The 23,984-nt window shown below is 37.2% G+C and carries 18 protein-coding genes and 5 pseudogenes; 21 read left to right on the top strand and 2 right to left on the bottom strand.

The annotated features are described in order from the left end of the window. The first annotated feature begins 42 nt into the window (after positions 1-42). The 4 genes and pseudogenes from HUW50_RS23185 (at position 43) to HUW50_RS23170 (ending at position 5,845) form a co-directional block, all read left to right on the top strand. Positions 43-2,430: a beta-L-arabinofuranosidase domain-containing protein gene (locus tag HUW50_RS23185; protein ID WP_185653384.1), complete on the top strand. Its 2,388-nt coding sequence runs from the start codon at positions 43-45 to the stop codon at positions 2,428-2,430. Between the two features lie 479 nt (positions 2,431-2,909). Next, positions 2,910-3,140 (top strand): annotated as a pseudogene (locus HUW50_RS23180) (IS3 family transposase); the annotation flags it as partial. A 246-nt stretch (positions 3,141-3,386) separates the two neighbouring features. Beyond that, positions 3,387-4,607: pseudogene (locus HUW50_RS23175) on the top strand (amidohydrolase); the annotation flags it as partial. A 17-nt stretch (positions 4,608-4,624) separates the two neighbouring features. After that, positions 4,625-5,845, top strand: a complete 1,221-nt coding sequence (locus HUW50_RS23170; RefSeq protein ID WP_066338913.1) for an amidohydrolase — start codon at positions 4,625-4,627, stop codon at positions 5,843-5,845. Between the two features lie 300 nt (positions 5,846-6,145). On the opposite strand, the gene HUW50_RS23165 is transcribed toward HUW50_RS23170, so the two are convergent. Next, positions 6,146-6,907: a phytanoyl-CoA dioxygenase family protein gene (locus HUW50_RS23165; protein WP_066338901.1), complete on the bottom strand. Its 762-nt coding sequence runs from the start codon at positions 6,905-6,907 to the stop codon at positions 6,146-6,148. Between the two features lie 118 nt (positions 6,908-7,025). Between HUW50_RS23165 and HUW50_RS23160 the strand changes: the two genes are divergently transcribed. Beyond that, entirely contained in the window at positions 7,026-7,940 is a 915-nt protein-coding gene (locus HUW50_RS23160) for an AraC family transcriptional regulator (RefSeq protein ID WP_066338899.1), read from the top strand. A 232-nt stretch (positions 7,941-8,172) separates the two neighbouring features. On the opposite strand, the pseudogene HUW50_RS23155 reads toward HUW50_RS23160, so the two are convergent. Then, a pseudogene (locus HUW50_RS23155) lies at positions 8,173-8,605 on the bottom strand (MBL fold metallo-hydrolase); the annotation flags it as partial. A gap of 77 nt (positions 8,606-8,682) precedes the next feature. On the opposite strand from HUW50_RS23155, the pseudogene HUW50_RS23150 reads away from it, so the two are divergent. The 16 genes and pseudogenes from HUW50_RS23150 to HUW50_RS23075 form a co-directional block, all read left to right on the top strand. After that, positions 8,683-8,793 (top strand): annotated as a pseudogene (locus HUW50_RS23150) (hypothetical protein); the annotation flags it as partial. Between the two features lie 69 nt (positions 8,794-8,862). After that, entirely contained in the window at positions 8,863-9,210 is a 348-nt protein-coding gene (locus HUW50_RS27255; protein ID WP_311774059.1) for an alpha-L-rhamnosidase-related protein, read from the top strand. Next, positions 9,211-9,471, top strand: a complete 261-nt coding sequence (locus HUW50_RS27250; protein WP_260445721.1) for an alpha-L-rhamnosidase C-terminal domain-containing protein — start codon at positions 9,211-9,213, stop codon at positions 9,469-9,471. A 302-nt stretch (positions 9,472-9,773) separates the two neighbouring features. Continuing rightward, positions 9,774-10,559 (top strand): arylamine N-acetyltransferase family protein, encoded by a 786-nt coding sequence (locus tag HUW50_RS23140; protein WP_066338876.1) that lies wholly within the window; start codon positions 9,774-9,776, stop codon positions 10,557-10,559. 70 nt (positions 10,560-10,629) lie between these two features. Then, positions 10,630-11,175: pseudogene (locus tag HUW50_RS23135) on the top strand (DUF402 domain-containing protein). 209 nt (positions 11,176-11,384) lie between these two features. Beyond that, entirely contained in the window at positions 11,385-12,497 is a 1,113-nt protein-coding gene (locus HUW50_RS23125) for a GntR family transcriptional regulator (protein ID WP_396652558.1), read from the top strand. A 167-nt stretch (positions 12,498-12,664) separates the two neighbouring features. Further along, entirely contained in the window at positions 12,665-13,975 is a 1,311-nt protein-coding gene (locus HUW50_RS23120; RefSeq protein WP_066332987.1) for a glycoside hydrolase family 125 protein, read from the top strand. A gap of 375 nt (positions 13,976-14,350) precedes the next feature. After that, positions 14,351-15,106, top strand: a complete 756-nt coding sequence (locus HUW50_RS23115) for a glycoside hydrolase family 76 protein (protein ID WP_066332989.1) — start codon at positions 14,351-14,353, stop codon at positions 15,104-15,106. A 111-nt stretch (positions 15,107-15,217) separates the two neighbouring features. Further along, on the top strand, positions 15,218-15,400 hold the full coding sequence (locus tag HUW50_RS23110; protein WP_066332992.1) for a hypothetical protein: 183 nt from the start codon (positions 15,218-15,220) through the stop codon (positions 15,398-15,400). Between the two features lie 129 nt (positions 15,401-15,529). Then, on the top strand, positions 15,530-16,681 hold the full coding sequence (locus HUW50_RS23105; protein WP_185653382.1) for a glycoside hydrolase family 76 protein: 1,152 nt from the start codon (positions 15,530-15,532) through the stop codon (positions 16,679-16,681). A gap of 204 nt (positions 16,682-16,885) precedes the next feature. Further along, positions 16,886-17,875, top strand: a complete 990-nt coding sequence (locus HUW50_RS23100; RefSeq protein WP_083964633.1) for an ABC transporter permease — start codon at positions 16,886-16,888, stop codon at positions 17,873-17,875. Between the two features lie 18 nt (positions 17,876-17,893). Next, positions 17,894-18,802: a carbohydrate ABC transporter permease gene (locus HUW50_RS23095; RefSeq protein WP_066332996.1), complete on the top strand. Its 909-nt coding sequence runs from the start codon at positions 17,894-17,896 to the stop codon at positions 18,800-18,802. A 213-nt stretch (positions 18,803-19,015) separates the two neighbouring features. Then, positions 19,016-20,617 carry an extracellular solute-binding protein gene (locus HUW50_RS23090; RefSeq protein ID WP_066332999.1) on the top strand — a complete coding sequence of 534 codons (1,602 nt, stop codon included), beginning with the start codon at positions 19,016-19,018 and terminating at the stop codon, positions 20,615-20,617. A gap of 288 nt (positions 20,618-20,905) precedes the next feature. Further along, on the top strand, positions 20,906-21,874 hold the full coding sequence (locus tag HUW50_RS23085; RefSeq protein WP_066333003.1) for a Gfo/Idh/MocA family protein: 969 nt from the start codon (positions 20,906-20,908) through the stop codon (positions 21,872-21,874). Between the two features lie 33 nt (positions 21,875-21,907). Next, a complete protein-coding gene (locus HUW50_RS23080; protein WP_066333006.1) occupies positions 21,908-22,777 on the top strand; it encodes a sugar phosphate isomerase/epimerase family protein in 870 nt (289 codons plus the stop codon). A 127-nt stretch (positions 22,778-22,904) separates the two neighbouring features. Beyond that, entirely contained in the window at positions 22,905-23,954 is a 1,050-nt protein-coding gene (locus HUW50_RS23075) for an oxidoreductase (protein WP_066333009.1), read from the top strand. The last annotated feature ends 30 nt before the right edge of the window (positions 23,955-23,984 follow it).

The following is a 23,984-nucleotide window of genomic DNA, read 5'->3' as shown; positions in this document are numbered from 1 at the left end:
AATGATAAAAGTCGAGTTCATTATGATAAAGGAGGAGTTAGATTGCAAATCAACCAATCTCAAGCTTCTTTTGATAATTTTATTGCAAGTGCGTTTGTGATTCCTGACAAAACATTCAAAGAACCTGTTGCAAACAAAAACCCGCTAGTTGAGACACCGTTTACTCCGTTGCCTCTTGGTTCAATTGAAGCTAAAGGCTGGCTTCTCAAGCAACTTGAGCTTCAGCGAGACGGAGCTACAGGTTATGCGGAGGATCTGTATAGCGAATTGGGAACAGATGCAGCATGGCTTGGAGGCACAGCGCCGGAATCTGATTGGGAAAGACCTGTTTATTATTTAAAAGGCTTGATTCCTCTTGCTTATACGTTGAAAGATAAGGATCTCATCGCCACTTCTCAAAAATGGATTAACGCCATTTTGGAGAGTCAACGTGAGGATGGATTTTTCGGTCCGGCTAATGACGATTGGTGGCCTCGCATGGTAGCGCTTTATGCGCTGAAAGATTATTACGAAGCGTCGGGTGATGAACGTGTTCTTCCGTTTATGACAAACTATTTTAAGTATCAAGCCACTCATTTGCCTACTCAGCCTTTAAAGGAATGGGGGAAAATCCGGGTTGGAGATAATATAGATACTGTCTTATGGTTGTACAACCATACGGGTGACGAGTTCTTACTTGACCTGTCAGATTTGCTGGCAGGACAGGGTTATCCAATTGCAGACCTGTTTAACAATAATAAGTTACAGGATTTTGGGGATGATTTCCATCCTACTCATACGGTTAATGTGAATGAAGCAATTAAAACGCCTGCCATTTATTACCAGCGTTCGCATTCCAAAAATGATCGTGATGCTTTTCAGGCCGGAGTGAAAAATTTATCTAATCATACTCAGATAACCGGTATGCCTTCGGGTACTGAAATGCTTGCTGGAATTTCTTCCACACAGGGAGTCGAACTTTGCGCCATTACAGAGCGGATGCAAAGTAATGAAGAAGCTGCAATGATTCTTGGCGATCCGCACATTGGAGATGCATTGGAGAAAATTGCCTTCAACTCTCTTCCTGGAGCTATGGATAAGCAAATCAAGAACCATCAATATTATTCCTTAACTAATCAAGTAGAGAGCAACTATGCAGATCATGGCTTTAAACAAAACCATTCTAACGGTATGATGCCTTCGCCAACTTCTGGTTTTGCGTGCTGCCGCTTCAATATGCATATGGGCTGGCCATATTTAGTAAAGAATATGTGGGCAGCATCTGCTGACGGAGGCATTGGGGTTATTACATACGGGCCGAGCAAGGTATCAGTGAGGCTGAAAGATGCAAACGTTATGATTAATGAGACCACAAATTATCCGTTTGAAGATCAAATAAAATTTGACATAACAGCTTCAAAAAAGGTGCAGTTCCCACTCAAACTCCGTATTCCAGCATGGTCGGTTAATCCTACCGTAACTGTGAATGGAGAGCCTGTGAAAGCTGTGAAAGCAGGAGAGTATGTAAGCATAGACAGAAAATGGAAGAGCGGTGACGAAATGGTTCTTCAAATGCCGATGAAGCTGAAAACGACAACATGGGTCAATAATTCCATTGGTATTGAACGCGGTCCACTTGTGTATTCCCTGCAAATGAATGAGAGCTGGCAGGTTGAAAACAAGCCGATTGCTGAAGTGCCAGGATTCAATGCGTCTGCTTTAGGCTTCAATGAGTATAGTGTAAAGGCGGAAAATCCATGGAACTACGGTTTGCTTATTGACCGGCAGCATCCAGAGAAATCTATCGATGTGATTACAGGACCAATGCCTGAGAATCCGTTTGAGCAAGAAACGACACCAGTTAAGCTGGTAGCTAAAGCGAAAAAAATCTCAACATGGGGTAAATCAGCTAATAACGTAGAAGCTGCCGAACCGCCTGTTGGACCAATTCTTTCAACAGAGCCGACTGAAAATATTGAATTGATTCCATATGGAGCGCAAAACCTGCGTATCACCTATTTCCCTGAAGTGACGGAGAGCTTGGCAGATACGGGTGCAGCCAAATATGAAGCGGAACAAGCCGACATATTCCGTGCAGAAGTAAGAACCAACGCAGCCCATGCATCTGGGAGAAGCTATGTAGGCGGAATTGATTTTGCTGAAAGCTATGTGAAGTTCAATCAAGTTGTTGTTCCTAAAGCGGGAAATTATAATGTCGATATTTGGTTTGCCAATGGAAATGGATACAATGCCTCGACAGGCAAAATGATTGTCAATGGCGAAGTACACTCGTTGAAATATCAAGGTACACATGGCTGGGGGCGCTTTATGGCCACGAAAATAGAGGTTCCTTTGAATAAAGGCACCAATACGATCATGTTCATGAAGGATCAAGGATCTTATGAACTGGATTATATTGTCGTAAGGCCATTGCAAAATAATGGCTCTTAAATAGACAAAACAGTCAGTTGCAAATATAAATGGTATGGATAGTAGTAGAACCCAGTAATTTTATTACTAGTTCAAAGGCTGTCGAGAATCCTCGGCAGCCTTTGATTTGTCTGCCTGGAAGAAGGTGAAGGCTATAAGGTATTTCCTGAAATATGAAGGCAATAGTAACCTGTAGCTTAAGATAAGGATAAGAAGGTGACTCTTTTATCTGAAGGAAGTCAGCGGAAAACTTCCGCATAGAGGGGCACGAACCTCATACAAGACTAGGTGACATTAGGTGAGTTTGAAAATCAACATTAAGACCTAACTGCAGAATGCGCTTAAAGTGGGTAACTTTTCATTGTAAATCTACACTCATATTATCATACATGCGGACATAAGCCTGAGGAAACTGACGTTGACTGCTCTTTGATTTATGGTGATTATTATTTTGCAGAAGGAGTAGCAAGAATGCTTGGAAAAACTACTGTTTATTGGTAAGGGGAAATTTATTGGTTGACGATAATGAACCTCAAGAGTCTTTCTTTGGACACTTTAAAGATGAAGCCTCTATTAAAATTTGTACAAATATAGACGAACTGAAAAAGGAAATTAAGCAATATATGACTTATTACAATAATTATAGATATCAATGGAATTTAAACAATATGACCCCTTCACAATACAGGGATCATGTATCCATTACAAATGGAGTAGTTAATAAACGCTAGTTCTCCCACAAAATGTCTATATTATTTTTATAATAAATTATTTTAAGATGATTATGAATAGTCTTAGGTATATATTGAAAAGAGTCCTTTCTACACAACGTGTCCTTCTTTAAGTTTTAAGCGTTATGGTTAGAGTCAAATGCCAAGAGATAGAATATCGCTAGGATTCGTCATTTGCTTGTGAGAACTAAAAAGGAGCTTCTTAATTTTATAATAGAGGAGAAAAAAGATATGAACACATTCTGATTAACAAATGTTGTATTAGAAACAGGTTTTGTAGAGGAAGTAGGGCAAGTAACGAAAACGCAAACAGAAATCGCATATATTAAAATTGTAGACGGAAAGATGGTTGAAATTGCACAAACCGAGCCAAATGATGAGTTTCCAACTGTTAATGGTGAAGGGAAATTATTAATACCATCGTTACGAGATATGCATATTCATATTGATAAAACGTATTATGGTGGACCTTGGAAAGCAGTTAAACCGGCTCCAAAAGGAGTTCAATCTCGTATTGAAGAAGAGCAAACGATCCTTCCACAGCAATTACCATTTGCACAAGCGCGCGCAGAGAAAATGATCGAATTGCTTCTTCGTAATGGTCATACTCACATTCGTACACATTGTAATGTGGATCCTGTTATTGGACTGAAAAATTTAGAAGCAACAGTCAATGCTCTAGAAAAATACAAAGATTCCTTATCGTATGAAATTGTCGCTTTCCCACAACACGGGTTGTTAAGAAGTGACTCTGTACAGCTTGTAAGAGATGCTATGAAAAATGGTGCAACACTTGTTGGAGGAGTCGATCCTGCCACAATTGATCGTAACATTGAGAAATCATTACATACCATTTTTGATATTGCAGTAGAAGCAGGTACTGGGGTAGATATACATCTTAATGATTTGAATACTCTTGGTGCTTTCACATTTGAAAGAATGGCTCACTATACGAAGGAAGCAGGATTAAAGGGAAGAGCCACTATTAGTCACGGAAGTGCATTGGCTGATTTAGAAGGGGAAGCATTAATTGAAATGGTTTCTCTATTAACAGAGCAGCAAATCGATGTGACGACAACTGTTCCTATTACACGAGCAACCATTCCTATTCCAACATTAGACCGACTTGGTATGAACGTTTCACTTGGTCATGATAGTATTACCGATCATTGGTCTCCATTTGGTACGGGAAACACGATTAATAAAATGTCGGTATTAGCAGAGAGATTCCGTCAAATGGATGAAAAATCATTAGCTTCTATTGTAAAGTACGGTACTGGCGGAATCTCTTTACTGAACGAAGATGGAAAACGTAATTGGCCTAAAGTGGGTGATGAGGCGTCTATGATTCTAGTAGATGCTTCATGCTCTGCAGAAGCCGTTGCGAGAAGAGCAACAGTTGACAGTGTATATATTAAAGGAAAGAGAGTAGAAAGTAAGCTACATGAATATGTTCTTTTTTCTTAAAAGAGAGGGATTATACAATGAGTGAAATAATATGGTTGAGAAACGTTCGTTTAGAAATGGGTATTGAGAAATTTGAGGATGGCTTCATTGAAACTCAAACAGGAAGCTTTGATTTAAAAATCCAAGAAGGAAGCATTGTAGAAAAGCATTCCCATCCATATGCTATTCCTTCTAATGAGAAAGTGTTGGATGCTAAAGGGCTTCTTGCTGTACCAACCTTTAAAGAAATGCATAATCATTTAGATAAAACGTATTTATCACTTGATTGGAAATCGTGTAAACCTGTTAAAAATCTTGAGCAACGACTGTATTATGAAGCATTGGAATTAAATGAACTTGTACCTACTACAAAACAACGTGCGAGCAAGATGATTAAACAAATTCTTTCTAATGGATCTACACATATCCGTACACATGTGAATATTGATCCTTATATTGGATTGAAAAATCTTGAGGGTGTTCGTGAATCGTTAGAAGATTATTCTGACAAGCTTACTTATGAAATTGTTGCATTCCCTCAGCATGGTCTTTTGCGTGATGATATGGGCTCATTAATGAAGGAAGCAATGCGATCAGGAGCACATATTGTGGGAGGTTTGGATCCAGCAGGTATTGATAAAAATATTGAAAAATCATTATATGAAGTCCTGAATCTAGCAACAGAATTCGATGCAGGTATTGATATTCACCTACACGATCACGGACATGTTGGATTTTATACGATCGACAAATTTGCTGAAATGGTTCGAGATGCAAAATGGTATAATAAAACCGCTATATCACACGCATTTAACTTAGGTGACGTTCCGATTGAGCAAACAGCAGAATTAGCTGAAACTTTAAGTGAGGTAGGAATGTCTATTATGTCTACTATTCCGATCACAAGAAATATTCCTCCTCTTGAACTTTTAGATCAAAAAGGAGTGAAGGTATATTTAGGATGTGATGGATTTTATGATTCATGGAGTCCATTCGGAAACGGTGATGTACTAGAAAAATCAATGAGATACTGTGAACGTTTCAATCGTAAAGATGAAAAAACGTTAGCACATTCATTAAAATGGGCAACAGGTGGTACTACTCCACTAAATGAACAAGGTGAAGTAGCATGGCCTTTAGAAGGTGATGAAGCGAGTCTTGTTCTATTAGAAGCAGAATGTTCCGCTGAGGCAGTGGCAAGATTGCCTAAAAGAGAAGCTGTTTTATTTAGAGGGAAAGTAGTAGCAGGTTCAATGTAATCAAAGAGATGAGGATGCCCACTGCCATAGTTAGTGGCAAAAACACATCCAAAAGAGTCAAAATCTATAAGTAAACATAGGAAAATGTACTTACTTATTACAAAAAACACCTAAAAACAGGAAATTTAATAAAGAAAAGAGATAAGGCTGACTCAATAGCCGTTACTAACGACCTTTTGAGTCAGCCTCCTGTTTTGCAAATCACACAAATGAAAAGCAAAGAGAAAGATGAGTAATCGAGTTTGAACTCCAAATATATGGTGTTATTATACCAAGTGATTAGAATCAGCTATAATTTTACTATTTTGCCTGATATTCACGGAACGTTGGATTTTCTCCACAGACCATTAAGCCTTGTCCCCAGTTCACGTGTACATCGGCAGACGGTTTATCATCAGGGTCGCGATATTGGAAAAGTACGTTTCTACGTGGACGATCGCTCCGATTACTGTCAGAGCCGTGTATTGTTAAATAATTAAAAAACAGAACGTCTCCTGCTTCTGCAGGGCATGGAGTTCCTATGGAAATCGGATATTCCTTATGATTTAAATAGTGACGCCCTACATGAGGAATAGATCCTTCTTTATGAGATTTTGGTATGACTCTTAGACATCCATTTTCCAAGTCTGCATCATCAAGATGAACACTGGCTGCCATCATGGTATGACTTTCATGAGGAAAATACGGATGATCCTGATGCATAGGAAAAGCAGCTCCCTTTTCAGGTGGTTTAACAAGCATTTTGGAGTGATGTAATTGAACATTCGGTCCGATTAACTTTTGTAAAATAGAGACCATATTTGGATGGATAACGGCTTTAGTGAAAGATGAATCATGATAATGAACGTCATGAAACCCTTTCAAAACAAGTTTTTTTAACTCGTTTGGTGGAATGTACTCCCCTTGCCAAGCGGCATTTCGATCAAGTTTTGCATTGGCTGCACGCTGAATAATTTGTTCAACGGCATTTTTCATTTCTTCTACTTCACCTTTGTTAAAAACCCCTTTAACAAGTAAGTATCCATTTTCTTTGTAAAATTCAGCATCCTTTAATGTAATCATAATATTTACCACCTTTAAGTTTAATAGTTTACTTGTTATCATAATAATGAATTATTAGTTTCTAGTCTTTATCATAAGAGGCTACTTTTTTGTCTTATGAAGACACGGAGGGATATTTATGATAATCCAATCTTGTAAACGCAGTGAAGGAATATTGAATCAATATGCAATGGGGCCATTTGGAGAAGAAGTTACCTTTAAGGTGCTTTATTGGGGGGTTAATCCAAAACATTATGACAATCCGTTGCATAAGCATTCATTTTTTGAAGTTTGTTATGTACTTAGTGGAGAAGGATTATATAAAGACATGGATGAACAATATCCATTAAAGAAAGGTACTGTTTTTTTATCACGTCCAAACAATCAACACCAAATTTTAAGTGAAACTGGTCTTTTTCTCGTGTATATTGCTTTTGATATCTTACATGAAAACTCAAAGGATGATGCCAATAGTATGATTAGTCAATTAGCGGGAACAAATAAATTTTATGTCTGTGGTGCGGATGATTCTCCGACAGCGTTAATTTGGAGAGCGTTGGTAGCCCATACGTCAAACGGTGGTGCAGACGATAATAACTTCATTTCCAATATGGCACACACACTCATCCTGTCTTTTACCTCTATGTTTTCCGAAGCTAGTCAGAAAAGTCAGGAAAAATTGTTTGCAAATAGTTCTTCAACACTTTTATATCAAGCAAAGTTGTTTATTCAAGATAACTTATCAGAACCATTGAAGCTAGAACATGTTGCCAACTATCTTCACATTTCCAGTCGTCACTTATCAAGGCTCTTTTCCAATGAACTGACTGAAAGTTTCTCCAACTATATTCGTAAGGAAAGGGTAAGGGAGGCGACCCGTCTGCTTGAAACGACAAGCATGTCAATTAAAGAAATAGCTGATGTTACCGGCTTTGGATCAGTGCATTACTTTACACGTGTATTTACGACGATGATGAACGTCTCACCTGCAAAGTATCGCAATGATTTCGAAATAATCGTTGAAAAGAGAGAAGTTCTGGAGAGGAATGTATAAAAATTCTTTTACCTGATAATTCCAATAGATTCGAAAAACTTTTGAAAGTGTTTTAATTAACTGTTACTATATTACTTAACAGTTAATATTTCTTATCTCCCTCATTTTTACATTATACTCTAGTAGAATAAACTGGTCCTAGCAACAGTACAAAATGTGTATGAAAATACTTGCGAATTAGTTCTCGCATGAAAATAACGTTTATGGTCCAGTTATTAGTAGTTCAGTGTTTTTAATTAATATATCGTCCATAATCTGGGATTGCGTTCTGATCAAATTCCTTCACTAATTTCTTGAGACCTTTTGAAAGTTTGTTACAGGACAATGGTTGTCCGTGCCCTGTAATTGCCAATGCAGGCTTCAATGCTTCTAATTTTATAACGGATTCCTTCGCAGCATCCCAATCTGTAGTTAAATATCTCGGACGGCCACTGATTTCTAATTCTTGAGTTAATACATTGAACAGCGACTCTTGTTTCACCATAACAAAAGCATCACCTGTAATAAGGGAACGGTCCTTTTCTCGGAACAGCGAAATCGGAAGGAATAGTCTCTACATGGGTTCCTAATTCAATAGGTTCATTCGGAAATAACGGCGATATTTTGGCAACTAGTCCTACCTCAACTGACCCATCATGCTCTGGATAACTTAATTCCCCAGTTAAAATTCTTGTCAAGTTTTTCAAAACTTAACTAAGTTGTGTCCATGAAACTATACTAGCATCATGATGCATACTTAAAGGCAATTGAAATAAAGCTAGATAGACACTTTATTGAAATGTTAAGGAATGAATTAGAACATAGAGGCATTTATGAACACTCGATTAGTGCTCTTTTTGTTGAACTTAGTTGAAGGGTATAGTGGATAGTTTCGGTAGTAAGTGATTAGAGGGGGTGTCAATATGAAGGTGGTTCTCACGCAATAAACCACCTCATTAGGCTACTAACAACTGGTTTCGTTGGTACACCATATCTATGCATAGCGTTATCGGAAAATGGTTATCACTGTACCGCGGAAAAGCTGCTTCTTCAGGAAACCTATCCTTCTTGGTTGTACTCGATTAAAAAAGGTGCAACGACCATCTGGGAGCATTGGGATGGTATTAAAGAGGATGGTTCATTCTGGAGTGATGATATGAACTCGTTTAATCATTATGCCTACGGTGCTATAGGGGATTGGATGTACCAATATGTTGCAGGGTTAGACATAGATGAAAAAGAGTCAGCGTATAAGCGAATTCGTATTAATCCAAGAATGGGTGCTAAATAAATAACATATGCACGTGCTACACTTCAATCGATGTATGGAAGAATTGTCTCTGCATGGAATATTACCCATAATGAAGTTACAGTTGAAGTGGAGGTACCAGTTAACACAACTGCATATATTACTCTACCAAATGCTAAAATTAATGGTGTAAAAGAAAATGGTATAGAATTATATCAAGCAGAAGGTATCCTTGAAATAACTGAAAATGAAGATGGTGTACAAGTTGAAGTTGGTTCAGGATCTAATCGATTTGGCTATTGATAAAAGTAATAAACCATATTGACTTATATCATTGACTTGATAGTTAATGAAAAACATTAATCTAAGATTGGAACCGTATGTGTTTAGCAAAAATAATGATGAAGATAGAGAAATCCCTTTTCATTGATTGAAGATCTCTCTTCCAAGGGCCCATTCATTTTAGAATGGGTTTTTGTTCTTTTTCTAACTGAATGCTTGAGAAAGTGCTGCTTCATTTGAAAAATTACCAGTGTAAGCCTATAATTGCCTAGCAAATAATCACAATTATTTGTAGATTCAAGGAAAAAAAGGAGACACCATCTATGAAAAACGTCAATGCATTATTTCGGAACAAAATTGGATTTTCTGAAGATGAAACAATAACGTTTGAGAAGTTAGATGAAATACTAGAAAAAACGGCTAAAGCCATACCATTTGAAAACTTAAGTATTCTCTCAAAAAAGTCTAAAACATTAACAAAAGAAAATTTGGTAGATAAAATCATTATAAGAAACGAAGGTGGGCTTTGCTATGATCTAAATTCATTGCTCTATTTATTCTTAGTTGAAAATGGTTTCGATGTATCCTTAATTCGTGGAATTATCTATGATCATGGCGGCCAACGATGGAATACAATTGGGAACACACATGTTGTAATCATTATGACTTATCATGATCAGCTTTACTTAATAGATACAGGCTTTGGGGGAAATCTCCCATTAAAACCAGTTCCTTTTACTGGAGAGATTGTCAACTCTAAAACCGGAGAATTCCGAGTTGAGAAAATCGAAAGCGAGCATGGCGACCATATGTTGTTCTTGAAATTACATGACAAAGATAAGAATTGGAAGATAGGATATGCTTTCCAGTCAACAGAAACGATTAAAAACATTTCAGAATTAGATGAAGTTCAAAGGATAATCAAAGTGCATCAGGATTCCCCATTTAATAAACAGCCTTTACTTACCATGCTGACAGACAATGGGAGCGTGACCTTAACTGAAACCTCCTTTACCAAATGGGTGGAAGGAAAAGTGGAGAAAATTGAAATTGATCAAAATGATTTTAAAGAAATTTCAAAGGATTACTTTGGCATTGAGATTGATTGATGACTTCAAGAAAATCCTATAAAAAGTCACTACTTAGGATTGAACGAATTGGTATGAGGAGAACCCATAAATGAACAAGCGTTTTGGAAAAATAATCGAAAGAAAAATACGATACGACTCGACCATTATAGAACACAAATGTTTGTTATTGAAAGCACAAAATCAACAGATCGTGCTTTTTCATAAAATACAGAATTCCTTTACTATGACTGCCGAAAAAGCAAAATTAACCATTCCTAAAGGTAGTTATACTATTGCCCATTACTGGATTCATCGTCCCTATAATGTATACATTTGGAGGGATAATAAAGGGAATTACTTAGGTTCCTATTTTAATCTCGCAAGGAATACATTTATGACTGATCAATTCGTATCCTTTGAGGATATGATTATAGATATAATGGTCCTCCCTAATGGAGACTATTTTATTCTTGATTAGGACGAGGTACCTGTCCCATTGGACCAATTTGAGAATGGATTTGTTCAACAATCATTAAACGCCTTAATAGAATGTCTTGACATTCTTCATACTCAATTGATTTTTGATACGGAAACTACCTATATACATGAAGAATTTCTTCCTTTTTTGGATATCGATGAATCTTCTGAGGGGTAGTAAAACAACCTCCCAATTATGTTTTAATATATCCCACTTTCCCTCTTCTTTATGTTATATAAGTATATATACGTAATATGATATTTGTTTTTGACAACAATGGTGAAAGTGTAATAGTAGATTTTGCTTAGATAATATAATATTATATATTTTAACCGGTTGCTGATTAAAAAGTTAACTACTATGATGATTATTGAAAGTGGAAGAAGGTGTTGAAATCGGCAAAACCGATCTATGAACAAATATATGAAACAATTAAGACAGCCATTGCTGAAGGGAAGTATAAAGAAGGTGAACGTATTCCTTCTGAAAAGGAATTGGCTGATTCATGGAATGTGAGTGTAATTACTCCTAGAAAGTCATTAGAAATGTTAGCATCTGAAGGATTAATATTTCGACAGGTTGGAAGAGGTTCATTTGTGAAGGAACCTGCTAATAATGAAATGAAGGTTGTACCTTCCTCCCGAAATAAGCCAGTTATTGGAGTGATAATGACTGACTTTGATGAAAGTTATGGGATCGGACTGTTAAATGGCATTGAGCATGCTGCGGAAGAACGGGCATTTATTCTATTACGACGCTCATTCGGAAGCGTTGATAAAGAACAAGCCGCCATTCGTGAATTTATGGAGCTTGGAGTGGATGGATTAATTATTCTGCCATCACGGGCAACCTTTTTTAACTCGGAAATTTTGAAGTTAATCGTTGATCAGTTTCCATTTGTTCTTGTCGATCGTTATTTAAAAGGCGTGGCAGCTGCAGCAGTGGGTACGGATAATATTGGAGCAGCTAAAAAAGGAACAGAATATTTATTTGACCTTGGACATCAGACAATAACTTTATTAAGTCCTCCACCTGTAAGCGCTACAGCTGTCGAAGATCGCATTGAGGGTTTTATTCGAGCACATGTGGAAAAAGGTTTAACCAAAACCCCTCTCATGCTAACTGAAGTTATTTCAACGTTGCCAGATTCCTTCAAGGAGGCCAATATTGCTAAAGACCTAAAAATGATTAAGGATCATTTGCAGAAGCAAAAGAATATTACAGCGTTTTTCGCGATAGAGTACAATATTGCTCTTCTAGCAAAACAAGCGGTAGAAGAACTGGGGTTATCCGTTCCTAGGGATATTTCGATTCTTTGTTTTGATAGTCCTCCATTTAAACCAGGTGCTTTTACTTTTACACATTTGCTTCAGGATCAAGAAAAAATGGGGCAGCTAGCTGTAGAACAATTACTAGGTTTAAAGAATAGTGTCAGGAGCTTACAAACGACTTTATTACACACTAAATTAATCAATGGTCAATCAACTGGGAAAATATAGAAAATTAACCAAAAAAAACGAAAGCATAGGCGAAAAAGCCTATGCTATTTTTATATATAAAATATATTAATATATATGAATATATATATATTATATATATAAAATATATTGACCTTTATGATTAATATGTATATTATTATAGTTAATTCTAACAGTGGAGGAAACACATGGAAAAACAACTATTTGATAAAACAGCGGTTGAGTTATTTACACGTAAAATTGAAGAGCAGCTATCTGCTCGTCCGAAGGCGGCTGAATTATTCAGAAATTGTTTCAAAGATACACTTGATCGTACATTGAATCGCTTAGATAATGGCGGGGTGTTTGTGGTTACAGGGGATATTCCGGCAATGTGGCTACGAGATTCATCTGCTCAGCTGAGACCATATATAAGATTAGCTAAGCAAGATGTGCAGGTAAGCTTATTGATTGAAGGTGTGATTAAGCAACAGATTAAATATATTTTACATGATCCTTACGCGAATGCATTTAATGAGACTGAAAATGGAAATGGTCATCAAGATGATCAAACAGATATGTCCCCGATGGTTTGGGAAAGAAAATATGAAATTGATTCATTGTGCTACCCTATCCAGCTAGCTTATCTATATTGGAAGCAAACTGATAACAAAAATCTATTTGATCATGCATTTCTAAAAGCACTTTATTCGATCATTGAGGTCTGGATCACGGAACAGGATCATGAAAATCGATCAGCCTACAGATTTGAAAGATTTCATTGTCCTGACTCTGACACACTTTCGAGAAATGGAAAGGGGACAGAAACAAGGCCGATTGGGATGACGTGGTCAGGATTCCGTCCAAGTGATGATGCGTGCAAATATGGGTATTTAATTCCGTCTAATATGTTTGCGAGTGTTGTATTAGGTTATATTGCAGAAATTGCAGAAGATATTTATAACAATACCGCCTTAAAAACGAAGGCTAACGTACTAAAAGCTGAAATCGAGCAAGGCATTAAAAAGTATGGAATATATGAACACCCTGTATACGGAAAAATGTATGCGTATGAAACAGATGGGTTGGGGAATTACAACTTGATGGATGATGCAAATGTTCCAAGTTTACTATCTATGCCATTTCTAGGTTATTGTAAAGCGGATGATGAAATCTATCAAAATACTCGAGCTTTTCTCCTCAGTGAACAGAATCCGTATTATTATGTTGGGAAAGCGGCATCAGGTATTGGAAGTCCGCACACCCCACAACACTATATATGGCATATTGCCTTGGCAATCCAAGGTTTGACGGCTGTTTCACTTGAAGAAAAGGATAGGATATTAAATTTGTTGGAAAAAACCGACGGAGATACAGGGCTTATGCATGAGGGATTTCATGCTGATGACCCGACGGAATTTACTCGCTCTTGGTTCTCATGGGCTAATGCTATGTATTGTGAGTTTGTCATTGATTTTTGTGAAAACTCTCTTAAAAAAGGCGAAAAAGTAGAATTGTAGTTTACTAGACATCATTCTATAACCTGTAGTGGATCGTCATTTTGCGGTGACGATCCAGAAAAAAATTATTTCATGACTACCTTGATACTTGTTATCTTGCTTAGAAGAAAAATGAAAACTTTGTAAATCCTGATCTATTTTGCTTACATATTTTAAATCTAAACATGGGGTTTTAATATCCAATAAGCTGATTTTTCAAAATGGATTAAACAAGTTGAAAACAAAAATGCAAGCGTTTACTTATGGGTTTTTACTTATTGACTATAGTACTGTCGCAAAACCATCTAGTCACTAATGTGAAATTTTAATTCCGCTAATATAGGAGGGTTTTAAACGAATGGAATTAGTAAATGGAGAAAAAATGAATTATCAGGAATGGCTGAACAAACGTACCATGCTTTACTAAATAGGTTTTTCCTTAAACACGAGGGCCTTTATCTTGAACATTATCAAAAGAAGGAAGAGGATCAAGAAGTTTCATTTTTATGGCCTTATTCCGGTGTTATTTCTGCAATTAATGCTCTTGCAAAGATGCCTAGTATTGGTAAACAGTATTACCATGATTTAATCAATGTCCTCGATGGACTTGAAAAGTACTGGAATGAACAAAGTAAGCCTGAAGCGTATGATTCATACGTGATTAAATATGGTGGTGGTCAGCAGTTTTATGATGATAATGAATGGTTAGGGCTAGATTTTATTGAAGCATATCACACATTAGGTGATAAGAAATATTTACAAAAGGCGAAAATGATGTTTGATTTTGCGATCAGCGGATGGTCGGAAGATAAAGGGGGTGGTATTTACTGGAATACTGATAAAAAAACAAGAAATACTTGTTCCAATGGTCCTGCAGCAGTATTAGCTATTCAGCTTTATGAAGTAACGGGTGATATGAAGTATCTTGATTGGGCCATAAAAATTTTGAAATGGACAAAGCAGTTAGAATCACCAAATGAAGGGATATACTGGGACAACATTCGAGAGGATGGGAGCATTGATCAAACGACGTACACTTATAACGTAGGAACTATTATTCATTCCAATGCCTTGCTTTATAAACTGACAAATGAAGATATCTATTTAATAGAAGCATCTCGTTTAGCTGAGTCAAGCTTAGAGTACTTTTAAAAAAAGAAAAATGATCTTTCATTTGCTGTTTTCCCAGATTCTCCATGGTTTAATGTAATTTTATTCAAGGGATACTTAGCCTTATATCATGCAGATCCTAGCCGTAATCGTATGTATATTAATGCAATACAGGCAAATGTCAATTATGCATGGAAACACGCAAGGGATGAGAATGGACTTTTCAGCAAGGATTGGACGGGGGAAAAAGGTGTTTCACAAGAACATAAATGGTTATTAGATCAAGCTCCTATGATTGAATTTTATGCACTGTTAACCCTTACTGAATTGATATAACTGAATATTCAATTTTATCTATTAGGGAAAGGGATTTAGAGGTGTAAGAGAATAGAATTCTGTGAAAAATTTTATTGCATGTTTTAAAACGGATACTTACAATCGAACCATACTTTAGGGGGAATAAAAATGAAGAAACCGTTGTTCATTTTAACCATCTTATCATTTTTGATCGTTTCCGTAGCATTTCCCAATTCGGAAGCTAATGCTGCATCCCATCAAAAGAAAAATATGGAGCGTGCCATTGATTCATATGAGGCGCTGCAAAAATACTTTTATCAGTCAGACTCTAAGCTTTACCTTGAGGAATACCCGCATAATGGCGGTAACCCATACTCTTATGTATGGCCATTCTCACGTGCGATGGCAGCAACAATTGATATGTCTCAATTAAAAAAAGTTGGAGAGAGTTACGAGGATGATGTTCAGGATCGTTTGCAGGGTCTTGAGCTGTATTGGAATAATGAAACAGACCCAGTTGGTTATGATTCCTACGTCCGCCCGCCTTTTGGCAATGGTGGAGATAAATTTTATGATGACAACCATTGGCTTGGACTCAATTTTATTAAAATATACGATGCGACAGGTGATGAAGCAGCATTAAATCGAGCGAAACAAATATTCGACCTTGCTGTCCATGGATGGGATGACAATCCTGCACATCCTTGTTCAGGTGGAGTATTTTGGACACAAGCTCCATGGAGTAATGATAGAAATACTATTTCAAATGCTCCAGCTGCTGAGATTGGATTGTTGTTATACGACATTACAGGGGACACGTATTATTTAGATTGGTCTAAGAAAATGTATGACTGGGTAAATGGTTGTATGTTGGCGCCGAATGGATTGTACTGGGATCATATTGATCTTGAAGGGAATATCAATAAAAGACAGTGGACCTATAATCAAGGAGTCATGTTAGGGGCTAGTGTACTGTTTTACAAGGCGACTGGCGACAGCTCTTATTTGGAAAGAGCAGAAGATATCGCTGATAAGGCACTCGAACATTATGGGAATTCTCGTATTTATTCCGATCCACCATACTTCAACTCTATCTTTTTAAAGAATCTTTTACTGTTAGAAACAGTAAATCACAATAATAAATTTCGTAAATTTATGCAGGCATATGCAGATGAAATGTGGGAAACGGTTCGTAATCCAGATACTGGCTTGTTTGAATTAGACCCTAATCGTTCTGTCTCACTCTTAGAACAGTCTGCAATGGTTGAGATTTATGCAAACCTCGCTACTAAGGGATCAATATTGAATATTGACAAGTAACCTATATTTTAGTGTTTAGAATAGAATCTACTTCAGTACAGACATTGGGGTATACGGAAACGAGTATCCCCAATGATTGTATTTTAAGATTTTACATAGAATTAAGACATGTTACTAGTATTTTTGAGAAATCTATGAATCTACTTGGCGTCGCTGAGTTTTAGCTTACCTTGGTATTGAATGCTCTAAAGAGGGAGGGATCTTATGAAGTCAGGGTTGAATACATCATCATCTAATAATGCACCACTTTTTTCATCAAAAAGCAAGAAAGAAATCAGAAGAGAGAAACGAAGAACTACATTGAAAAATATTGCCACAAGCTGGGAATTATATGTTTTTCTTTTACCTGCTTTTCTATATTTTTTAATTTTCCATTATGTTCCTTTATATGGACTTCTAATTGCATTTAAAGACTTTAACCCTGCGTTAGGGGTTTGGGATAGTCCGTGGGTTGGATTTATGTGGTTTGAAGATTTCTTTAGTTCTTACTATTTTTGGGATTTGATAAAAAATACCATTGGAATCAGTCTTTATTCGCTTATTGTTGGCTTTCCAATGCCGATTATTTTAGCATTAGCATTTAATGAAGTGAAGGACGGCTTATTTAAACGGGGATTACAAACAATTACATATGCACCTCATTTTATTTCCCTCGTTGTTATGGTGGGTATGATCATTTCATTTCTTTCACCTCAAACTGGCTTAATTAATCATATCCTAGGTTTGTTTGGAGTTGAACCGATTGATTTTATGCAGGATCCAGGTTGGTTTAAGACAGTTTTCGTGTTTTCTGGTGTATGGCAAGGTATGGGATGGGGAGCAATCATCTATATAGCGGCATTGTCTGGTGTAGATCCACAACTTCATGAATCTGCAAAAGTGGACGGGGCATCAAGGTTGCAACGAATTTGGCATATTAACATTCCTGCATTACTTCCGACGATTATCATTTTGTTTATCCTAGATATGGGGAGTTTATTGTCGGTAGGGTTTCAAAAGATTTTACTTATGCAAAATGATTTAAATATGGAATCCTCTGATGTCATTGCAACCTTTGTCTATCGTACTGGTATTCTTAACGCACAGTATAGTTACTCTACTGCTGTTGGATTGTTCGATGCAGTCATTAATGCAACAATTCTCGTCATCGTTAATCAGATTGCTAGAAAACGAAGTGAGACAAGTCTATGGTAACCAGAGAGGGGATTAAAAATGACTGCGATTAGAGAAAGTCGAACAGATCTTATTTTTAAGTATTTTGTTTATTGCTTTCTATTTGTGATATTGATATTAATTCTTTACCCATTAATCTATATTATAAGCGCTTCAATAAGTGATCCAACCCTAGTCAATCAAGGTAAGATGTGGCTTTTGCCCAAGGGGATTACCTTTGTAGGATATAAGCTACTTTTTCAATACGATGAGATTTGGATTGGTTATCGAAATACAATTTTTTATACCTTGTTAGGTGTGGCAATTAACCTATTTGTCACATTGCCAGCTGCATATGCTTTATCCCGAAAAAAGTTGGTTGGTCGCAATTTTTTTATGGTGATGTTTGTATTTACAATGTTTTTCAGTGGCGGTCTGATCCCCTCATATTTGCTAGTTAAAAATCTTGGGATGATTAACACTGTATGGGCATTGGTTATTCCCAATGCAGCTTCGATTTGGAATATTATTTTATGTCGAACGTTTTTCCAAGTGACGATTCCTAAAGAATTAGAAGATGCAGCAAGTATTGACGGTTGTACGAATACAAAGCTGTTTTTTAAAATCGTGCTACCATTATCAATGCCTATTATTGCAGTGATGGCATTATTTTACGGTGTCGGACATTGGAATGAGTACTTTAGTTCTTTGATCTACTTAAATGATGAAGCTAAGTATCCGTTGCAAATGGTCTTGAGAAAAATTCTTGTCCTGCAAGAAATCTCCACTGAAACAATGGATCCAGCGATGGCCATTGCCAATGCAGAGGTGATTAACCAAAAAGCAGATCTTTCAGCAGTTTTAAAATACGCGGTCATCCTTGTTTCAACTCTACCAATGTTAATCGCTTACCCTTTCTTGCAAAGATACTTTGTCAAAGGGGTCATGATTGGTTCAATCAAGGGGTGATTTTGCATTTTCTGCTACTTGAAAGGAGGGGGGACAAAAGGTTTTTCGGTGAGTGGTTATTAAAATAAAAGGCTTTGTTAAACTTAGCTGTTGATATCCGCTGCAGGTGCTCTCTTTCCGCTCCAATCAACTGTGTGGCAAAATCAACAATAACCTTTAACATTGCTAAATAAGAAATCTATTTTCTAATCACATAGAGGGGAGTTTTATTTAATGAAAAAGAAGGTACCAATGTTCCTGATGACAACCATGTTAATGTCAAGCGTTTTATTTGGGTGTAACTCTAATGAGACTAGCAAAGAATCGTCAAAAAACAATCCTAAAGTATCGGTAAATGAAAGTGGTTTTCCTATCGTTGATGACAAGATTACATTAACCATGGTCGGCCCTCATGTGGGAAAAGGGGAATGGAAAGAAAGAGAATATTTCATAGAAATAGAGAAATTAACAAACATAGGATTTAAGTTTCAAACACCTCCACGCGATGACTTTCCAACAAAGAAGCAATTATTATTAGCCAGTGGGGATTTACCTGATATTTTCTATGCATCTGATATCAATCATCAGGAACAGATAAAATACGGTGGCAATGGAATTCTTATTCCACTAGAAGATTTGATAGATAAGTACGCGCCAAATATCAAAAAATTGCTGGAAGAAAGACCTGAAGTTAAGAAAGCAATTACGGCACCTGATGGACATATTTATGCATTACCATCAGTTGATGATCAACCATCCTATTGGCATATGTGGTACAACGGAGAATGGTTAAAAAATCTTGGTGTAACAGAATTACCGAAAACGATTGATGATTTTTATACCCTTCTTAAACGATTTAAAACTGAAGATCCAAATCAAAATGGAAAAGCAGATGAACTCCCTTTAAGTAATCATGGTGGTGTTGGAGAACTTGACTCCTATTTACTTGCTGCCTTTGGGTTAACAGGCAGCGGCATATCACTCAATAATGGCAAAGTTGAATACAGTCCAGTTCAGCCCGGCTATAAGGCCTATTTGGAATTTATGAATAAACTTTGGGAAGAAGATCTATTTGATCATGAATCGTTTTCACAAACGAATCCTCAAAAAAAGGCAAAAGGACATGAAAATTTAATTGGTGTTTTTGCAGACGCACATCCAGCTTTTGTGCTTGGAGGTTCCACTGAAAGTACAGATAACCCAGTGTTTCACCCTTTGACAAGCGACTTAACGGATCAACCGATTGTTCCTGAATCAACCGGAATTGGTGGTGGAACTTTTGCTATTACAAAGGAAAATGAAAATCCGGAAGCAACAATAAGATGGGTTGATTATTCTTATTCAAAAGAAGGTGCTGATCTTCTTCATAATGGTGTGGAAGGCACCTATTGGGAATGGAAAGACGAAAATAAAAAGGAGGTAAGGTTAATAAAGGATGCTCCTGAAGGCTTTGATAGCCCAGAGGATTTTCGCTCTTCCATCTCTCCAGATTGGGGGATTGGCGTTCCAATTCGAAGATTTGCACAAGATCAATTAGGTTGGAAATGGGGAAATGACAAATTCGGTGAATGGTTACGTGAAGAAGATAAGAAAAAATTGATCCCATTTGAAACTCCAATCTACCCAGGTGTTTATTTTGAAGATGATGAATTGAAAACGATTACCCGTATCGAACGAGATTTAAAAACATACGTCGATCAAATGAAAGCAAAATTTATTACGGGTGAAGCTCCATTATCTGAGTGGGATGAATATGTCAAAACTATTGAAGAGATGGATCTAAATAAGCTTGTTGAAATTTACGAGAAGGCATATGAACGTTATCAACAGAATTGAACATGGGTTTAAGTATAGGATAAAGCCCATTGGTTTATTTTTATCTTTATCTTTATCTTTATCTTTATCTTTATCTTTATCTTTATCTTTATCTTTATCTTTATCTTTATCTTTATCTTATTTTATAAAATGTGTTGTTCGAGAATAAAAGTTTCCTATAAATACAAAGCTTTGCATACTATCAAAAAGGACAACTCTTGTATCAATCCTCTTTTAAAAAAACACGACTCTTTAATAGGTGGATGACAAGAAGTTGATTTAAATTAATGACAAGGGAGAGAGTAATCGATGAGTAAAATTCGTATTGGATTTATCGGAACGGGTGGTATAGCCCACCTTCATGCTGGGCAGTTATTGGAACTAGAAAACGTGGAAATAAGTGCAATCACAGATGTAAGTCCTGATGCTAGGGAACGATTTATTACAAAATATGGGCTTCTGAATACGAGACAATTTTCTGAGTATCACGATATGCTGGAGCAAGCGAATCTTGATGCAGTTGTCATATGTTCTCCGCATACCTTGCATTTTCAACAAGCAACAGATGTCCTGAATAAAGGACTTCACGTCTTAATTGAGAAGCCGATGACGTGTTCATCAACAGAGGCCAAGGAATTAATTGAAAGCGCTAAACAATCGGGTAAGGTCATGCAAGTATCCTATCAGCGTCACTTTCAGCCTGAATTTATTTATATCCGTGATGCGATTGCAAATGGAGAAATAGGGAAACTAACCTCAATCACTGCGTCGTTATATCAGCAATGGTGGAGAGGCCAGGGACAGAACATTTCATGGCGACAAGTCCCGAATTTATCAGGTGGTGGTTTTTTGATGGACTCAGGTAGCCATATTATTGATGTTCTGCTATGGACATCAGGATTAACACCAGTAGAAGTGAAATCTCAAGTTTCTAACCAGGGAGCTCCAGTAGAAATAGATACGTTTACCTCTATTCGCTTTGAGGAAGGTGCAGTGGCTGGATTGAACCTCGTAGGAAGTGCTCCAATATGGCATGAAACCTATGCATTTTGCGGTGAGAATGGTGGGATTTTCTATGACAATGGCAAGATCACGTTGCATCTTTCAAGTCAGGAGCCGATCGTTCCAGAATTACCAATACAAACAACCAATCAAGATAAAAGCTTTATCGATGCAATACTAGGAAAACACGAAGTGAAAGTACCGGGGGAATTTGCATTAAAAGTGGTCAATCTTTCAGAAATGGTTTATGAAGCTGCAGGCTATAAACCCTACTAAGCAATGAATTTAAAAAGAGGAGGAACTACCGCAATGATTTTTAATATCGGAATGCGCATACCACCTAAAATTGGTGCAGAAGGAATTGAAAAGGTAGCGTCATGGGCTGCTCAGGTTGGATTAAATACACTAGATGTCCCGCGTTTAACACCTGAAGTAAAGGATGCATGTCAAAAAGCTGGTATTGAAATCGGTTCTGTCGATGCAGGAAGCGGGGCTCGTCTATTAAGTCGAGATGAGAAAAGGCAAGCAAATGCTGTAGAAGCGTTAAAAATGCAGATGACAGAAATATCCCAATTAGGAGGACGCGTGTTATTCATGTGTCTAGTACCTGAGGATCATACAATGCCACGTAAGGAAGGGTTTGCTATTTGGAAAGAAACATTTCCTGATATTGTAAAGCATGCTGAGCAAACTGGAATCTATATTGCTATTGAAGGCTGGCCTGGTCCAGCACCGCATTATCCAACAATCGGTTGTACACCTGAAATGTTGAGAGCTATGTTTGATGCGATACCATCAAAACATTTCGGTATGACCTACGATCCCTCACATCTCGTACGTTTAGGGATTGATTATGTGAGAGTTCTAAATGAATTCGGTGAAAGAATTAATCACTGTCATGGAAAGGACACCGAAATTCTTCATGATGAGCTATATGAATGCGGCGTTATTCAGACTACCTTTGGCGAAAAGTATGGATTTTCTGAAGGCTCTTGGCGCTATACGATTCCCGGCCATGGTGAGGTAGACTGGGGAAAGGTGGCTGTTCGATTAGAACGTCTCGGCTATCACGGGGCGATCAGTATCGAGTTAGAAGATCATAGGTATTGGGGATCTTTAGAAGCGGAAAGAAAAGGGATCGTAAAAGCGAATGAACATTTAAGAAGGTACTTTAAATAGTTTCATAGATTGATAAAGCTTTTATGAAGCCGATACATCGATTTGTTAACACTTTTAGATTTTTGTATCGGCTTGTCTTTTAAGAATGAACATTTACTTCTGTATATTCATGAAAAAGGAGAATGATATGAACAAAAAGGTCCGTATCGGTATGATCGGCTATGGTTTCGCAGCTAGGACGTTTCATGCTCCAGTTATATCTGCGATTCCTAATTTGGAATTAAGGAAAATCGTCCAGAGAAACGGGAAAAGTGATAAGGAACGCTATCCTTCGGTGGAATTCGTTAATAATATTCGGGATCTATATCAAGATAAAGAGATAGATCTGATTGTTGTCACGACCCCAAGTACTGACCACTTTACATTTGTTAAAGATGCATTGTTAGCAGGTAAGCATGTCGTTGTTGAGAAGCCATTTACTACAACGACTGCTGAAGCAGATCAATTAATTGCCTTAGCGAGAAAAATGAACAAGGTGCTTAGTGTATTTCATAATCGTAGATGGGATGGCGATTTCCTGACCATTCAACATCTGATAAAAGAAAACATACTAGGCCAGATTTACGATGTTGAATTCCGTTGGGATAGGTTTAGTCCAATGGCGAACACAAACTGGAGAGAAAGCAGTTCCATTGGGTCAGGCCAGCTTTATGATTTAGGTGTCCATTTTCTTGATCAAGCCCTTTGTCTGTTTGGAAAGCCAAATACGATTCGGGCCGAAATTCGCACGTTGCGGCCAAATACCCAAGCAGATGATTATTTCGATGTTACGTTAGGTTATAAAAACGGATTAAGTCTAAGGTTGAAATCTTCTTTGCTTGCTCGTGAACCTGGTCCGCGGTATTCGCTTCATGGAACAAAAGGATCTTTTGTTAAGTACGGAATAGATCCACAAGAGGAATTATTAAAAAAGGGACTAACTCCTGATTCTCCGGGGTGGGGAAATGAACCAAAGGAATGGTGGGGGAAACTAAATACGAATGTTAATAAGCTACATATTGAAGGTCGTATTGAAACGATTCCAGGATCTTACCAATCATTCTATCAAAATATTTATGAACATATTGTGGATCATAATGAACTTGCGGTCAAGCCAGAAGAAGCTCGGTTAGCTATCTACTTGATCGAAATGGCAATACAGAGTCATTTGGAAAAGAGAACTTTGGAAGTAATTTGATAGCAATAATAGTCATTATTTGGAAGGAGA

Origin of the sequence: Metabacillus sp. KUDC1714 (assembly GCF_014217835.1) — a bacterium.
GTDB classification, from domain to species: domain Bacteria; phylum Bacillota; class Bacilli; order Bacillales; family Bacillaceae; genus Metabacillus; species Metabacillus rhizosphaerae.
The sequence above is the reverse complement of the archived record's forward strand: the minus strand, read 5'-3'. Positions and strand labels throughout refer to the sequence as shown.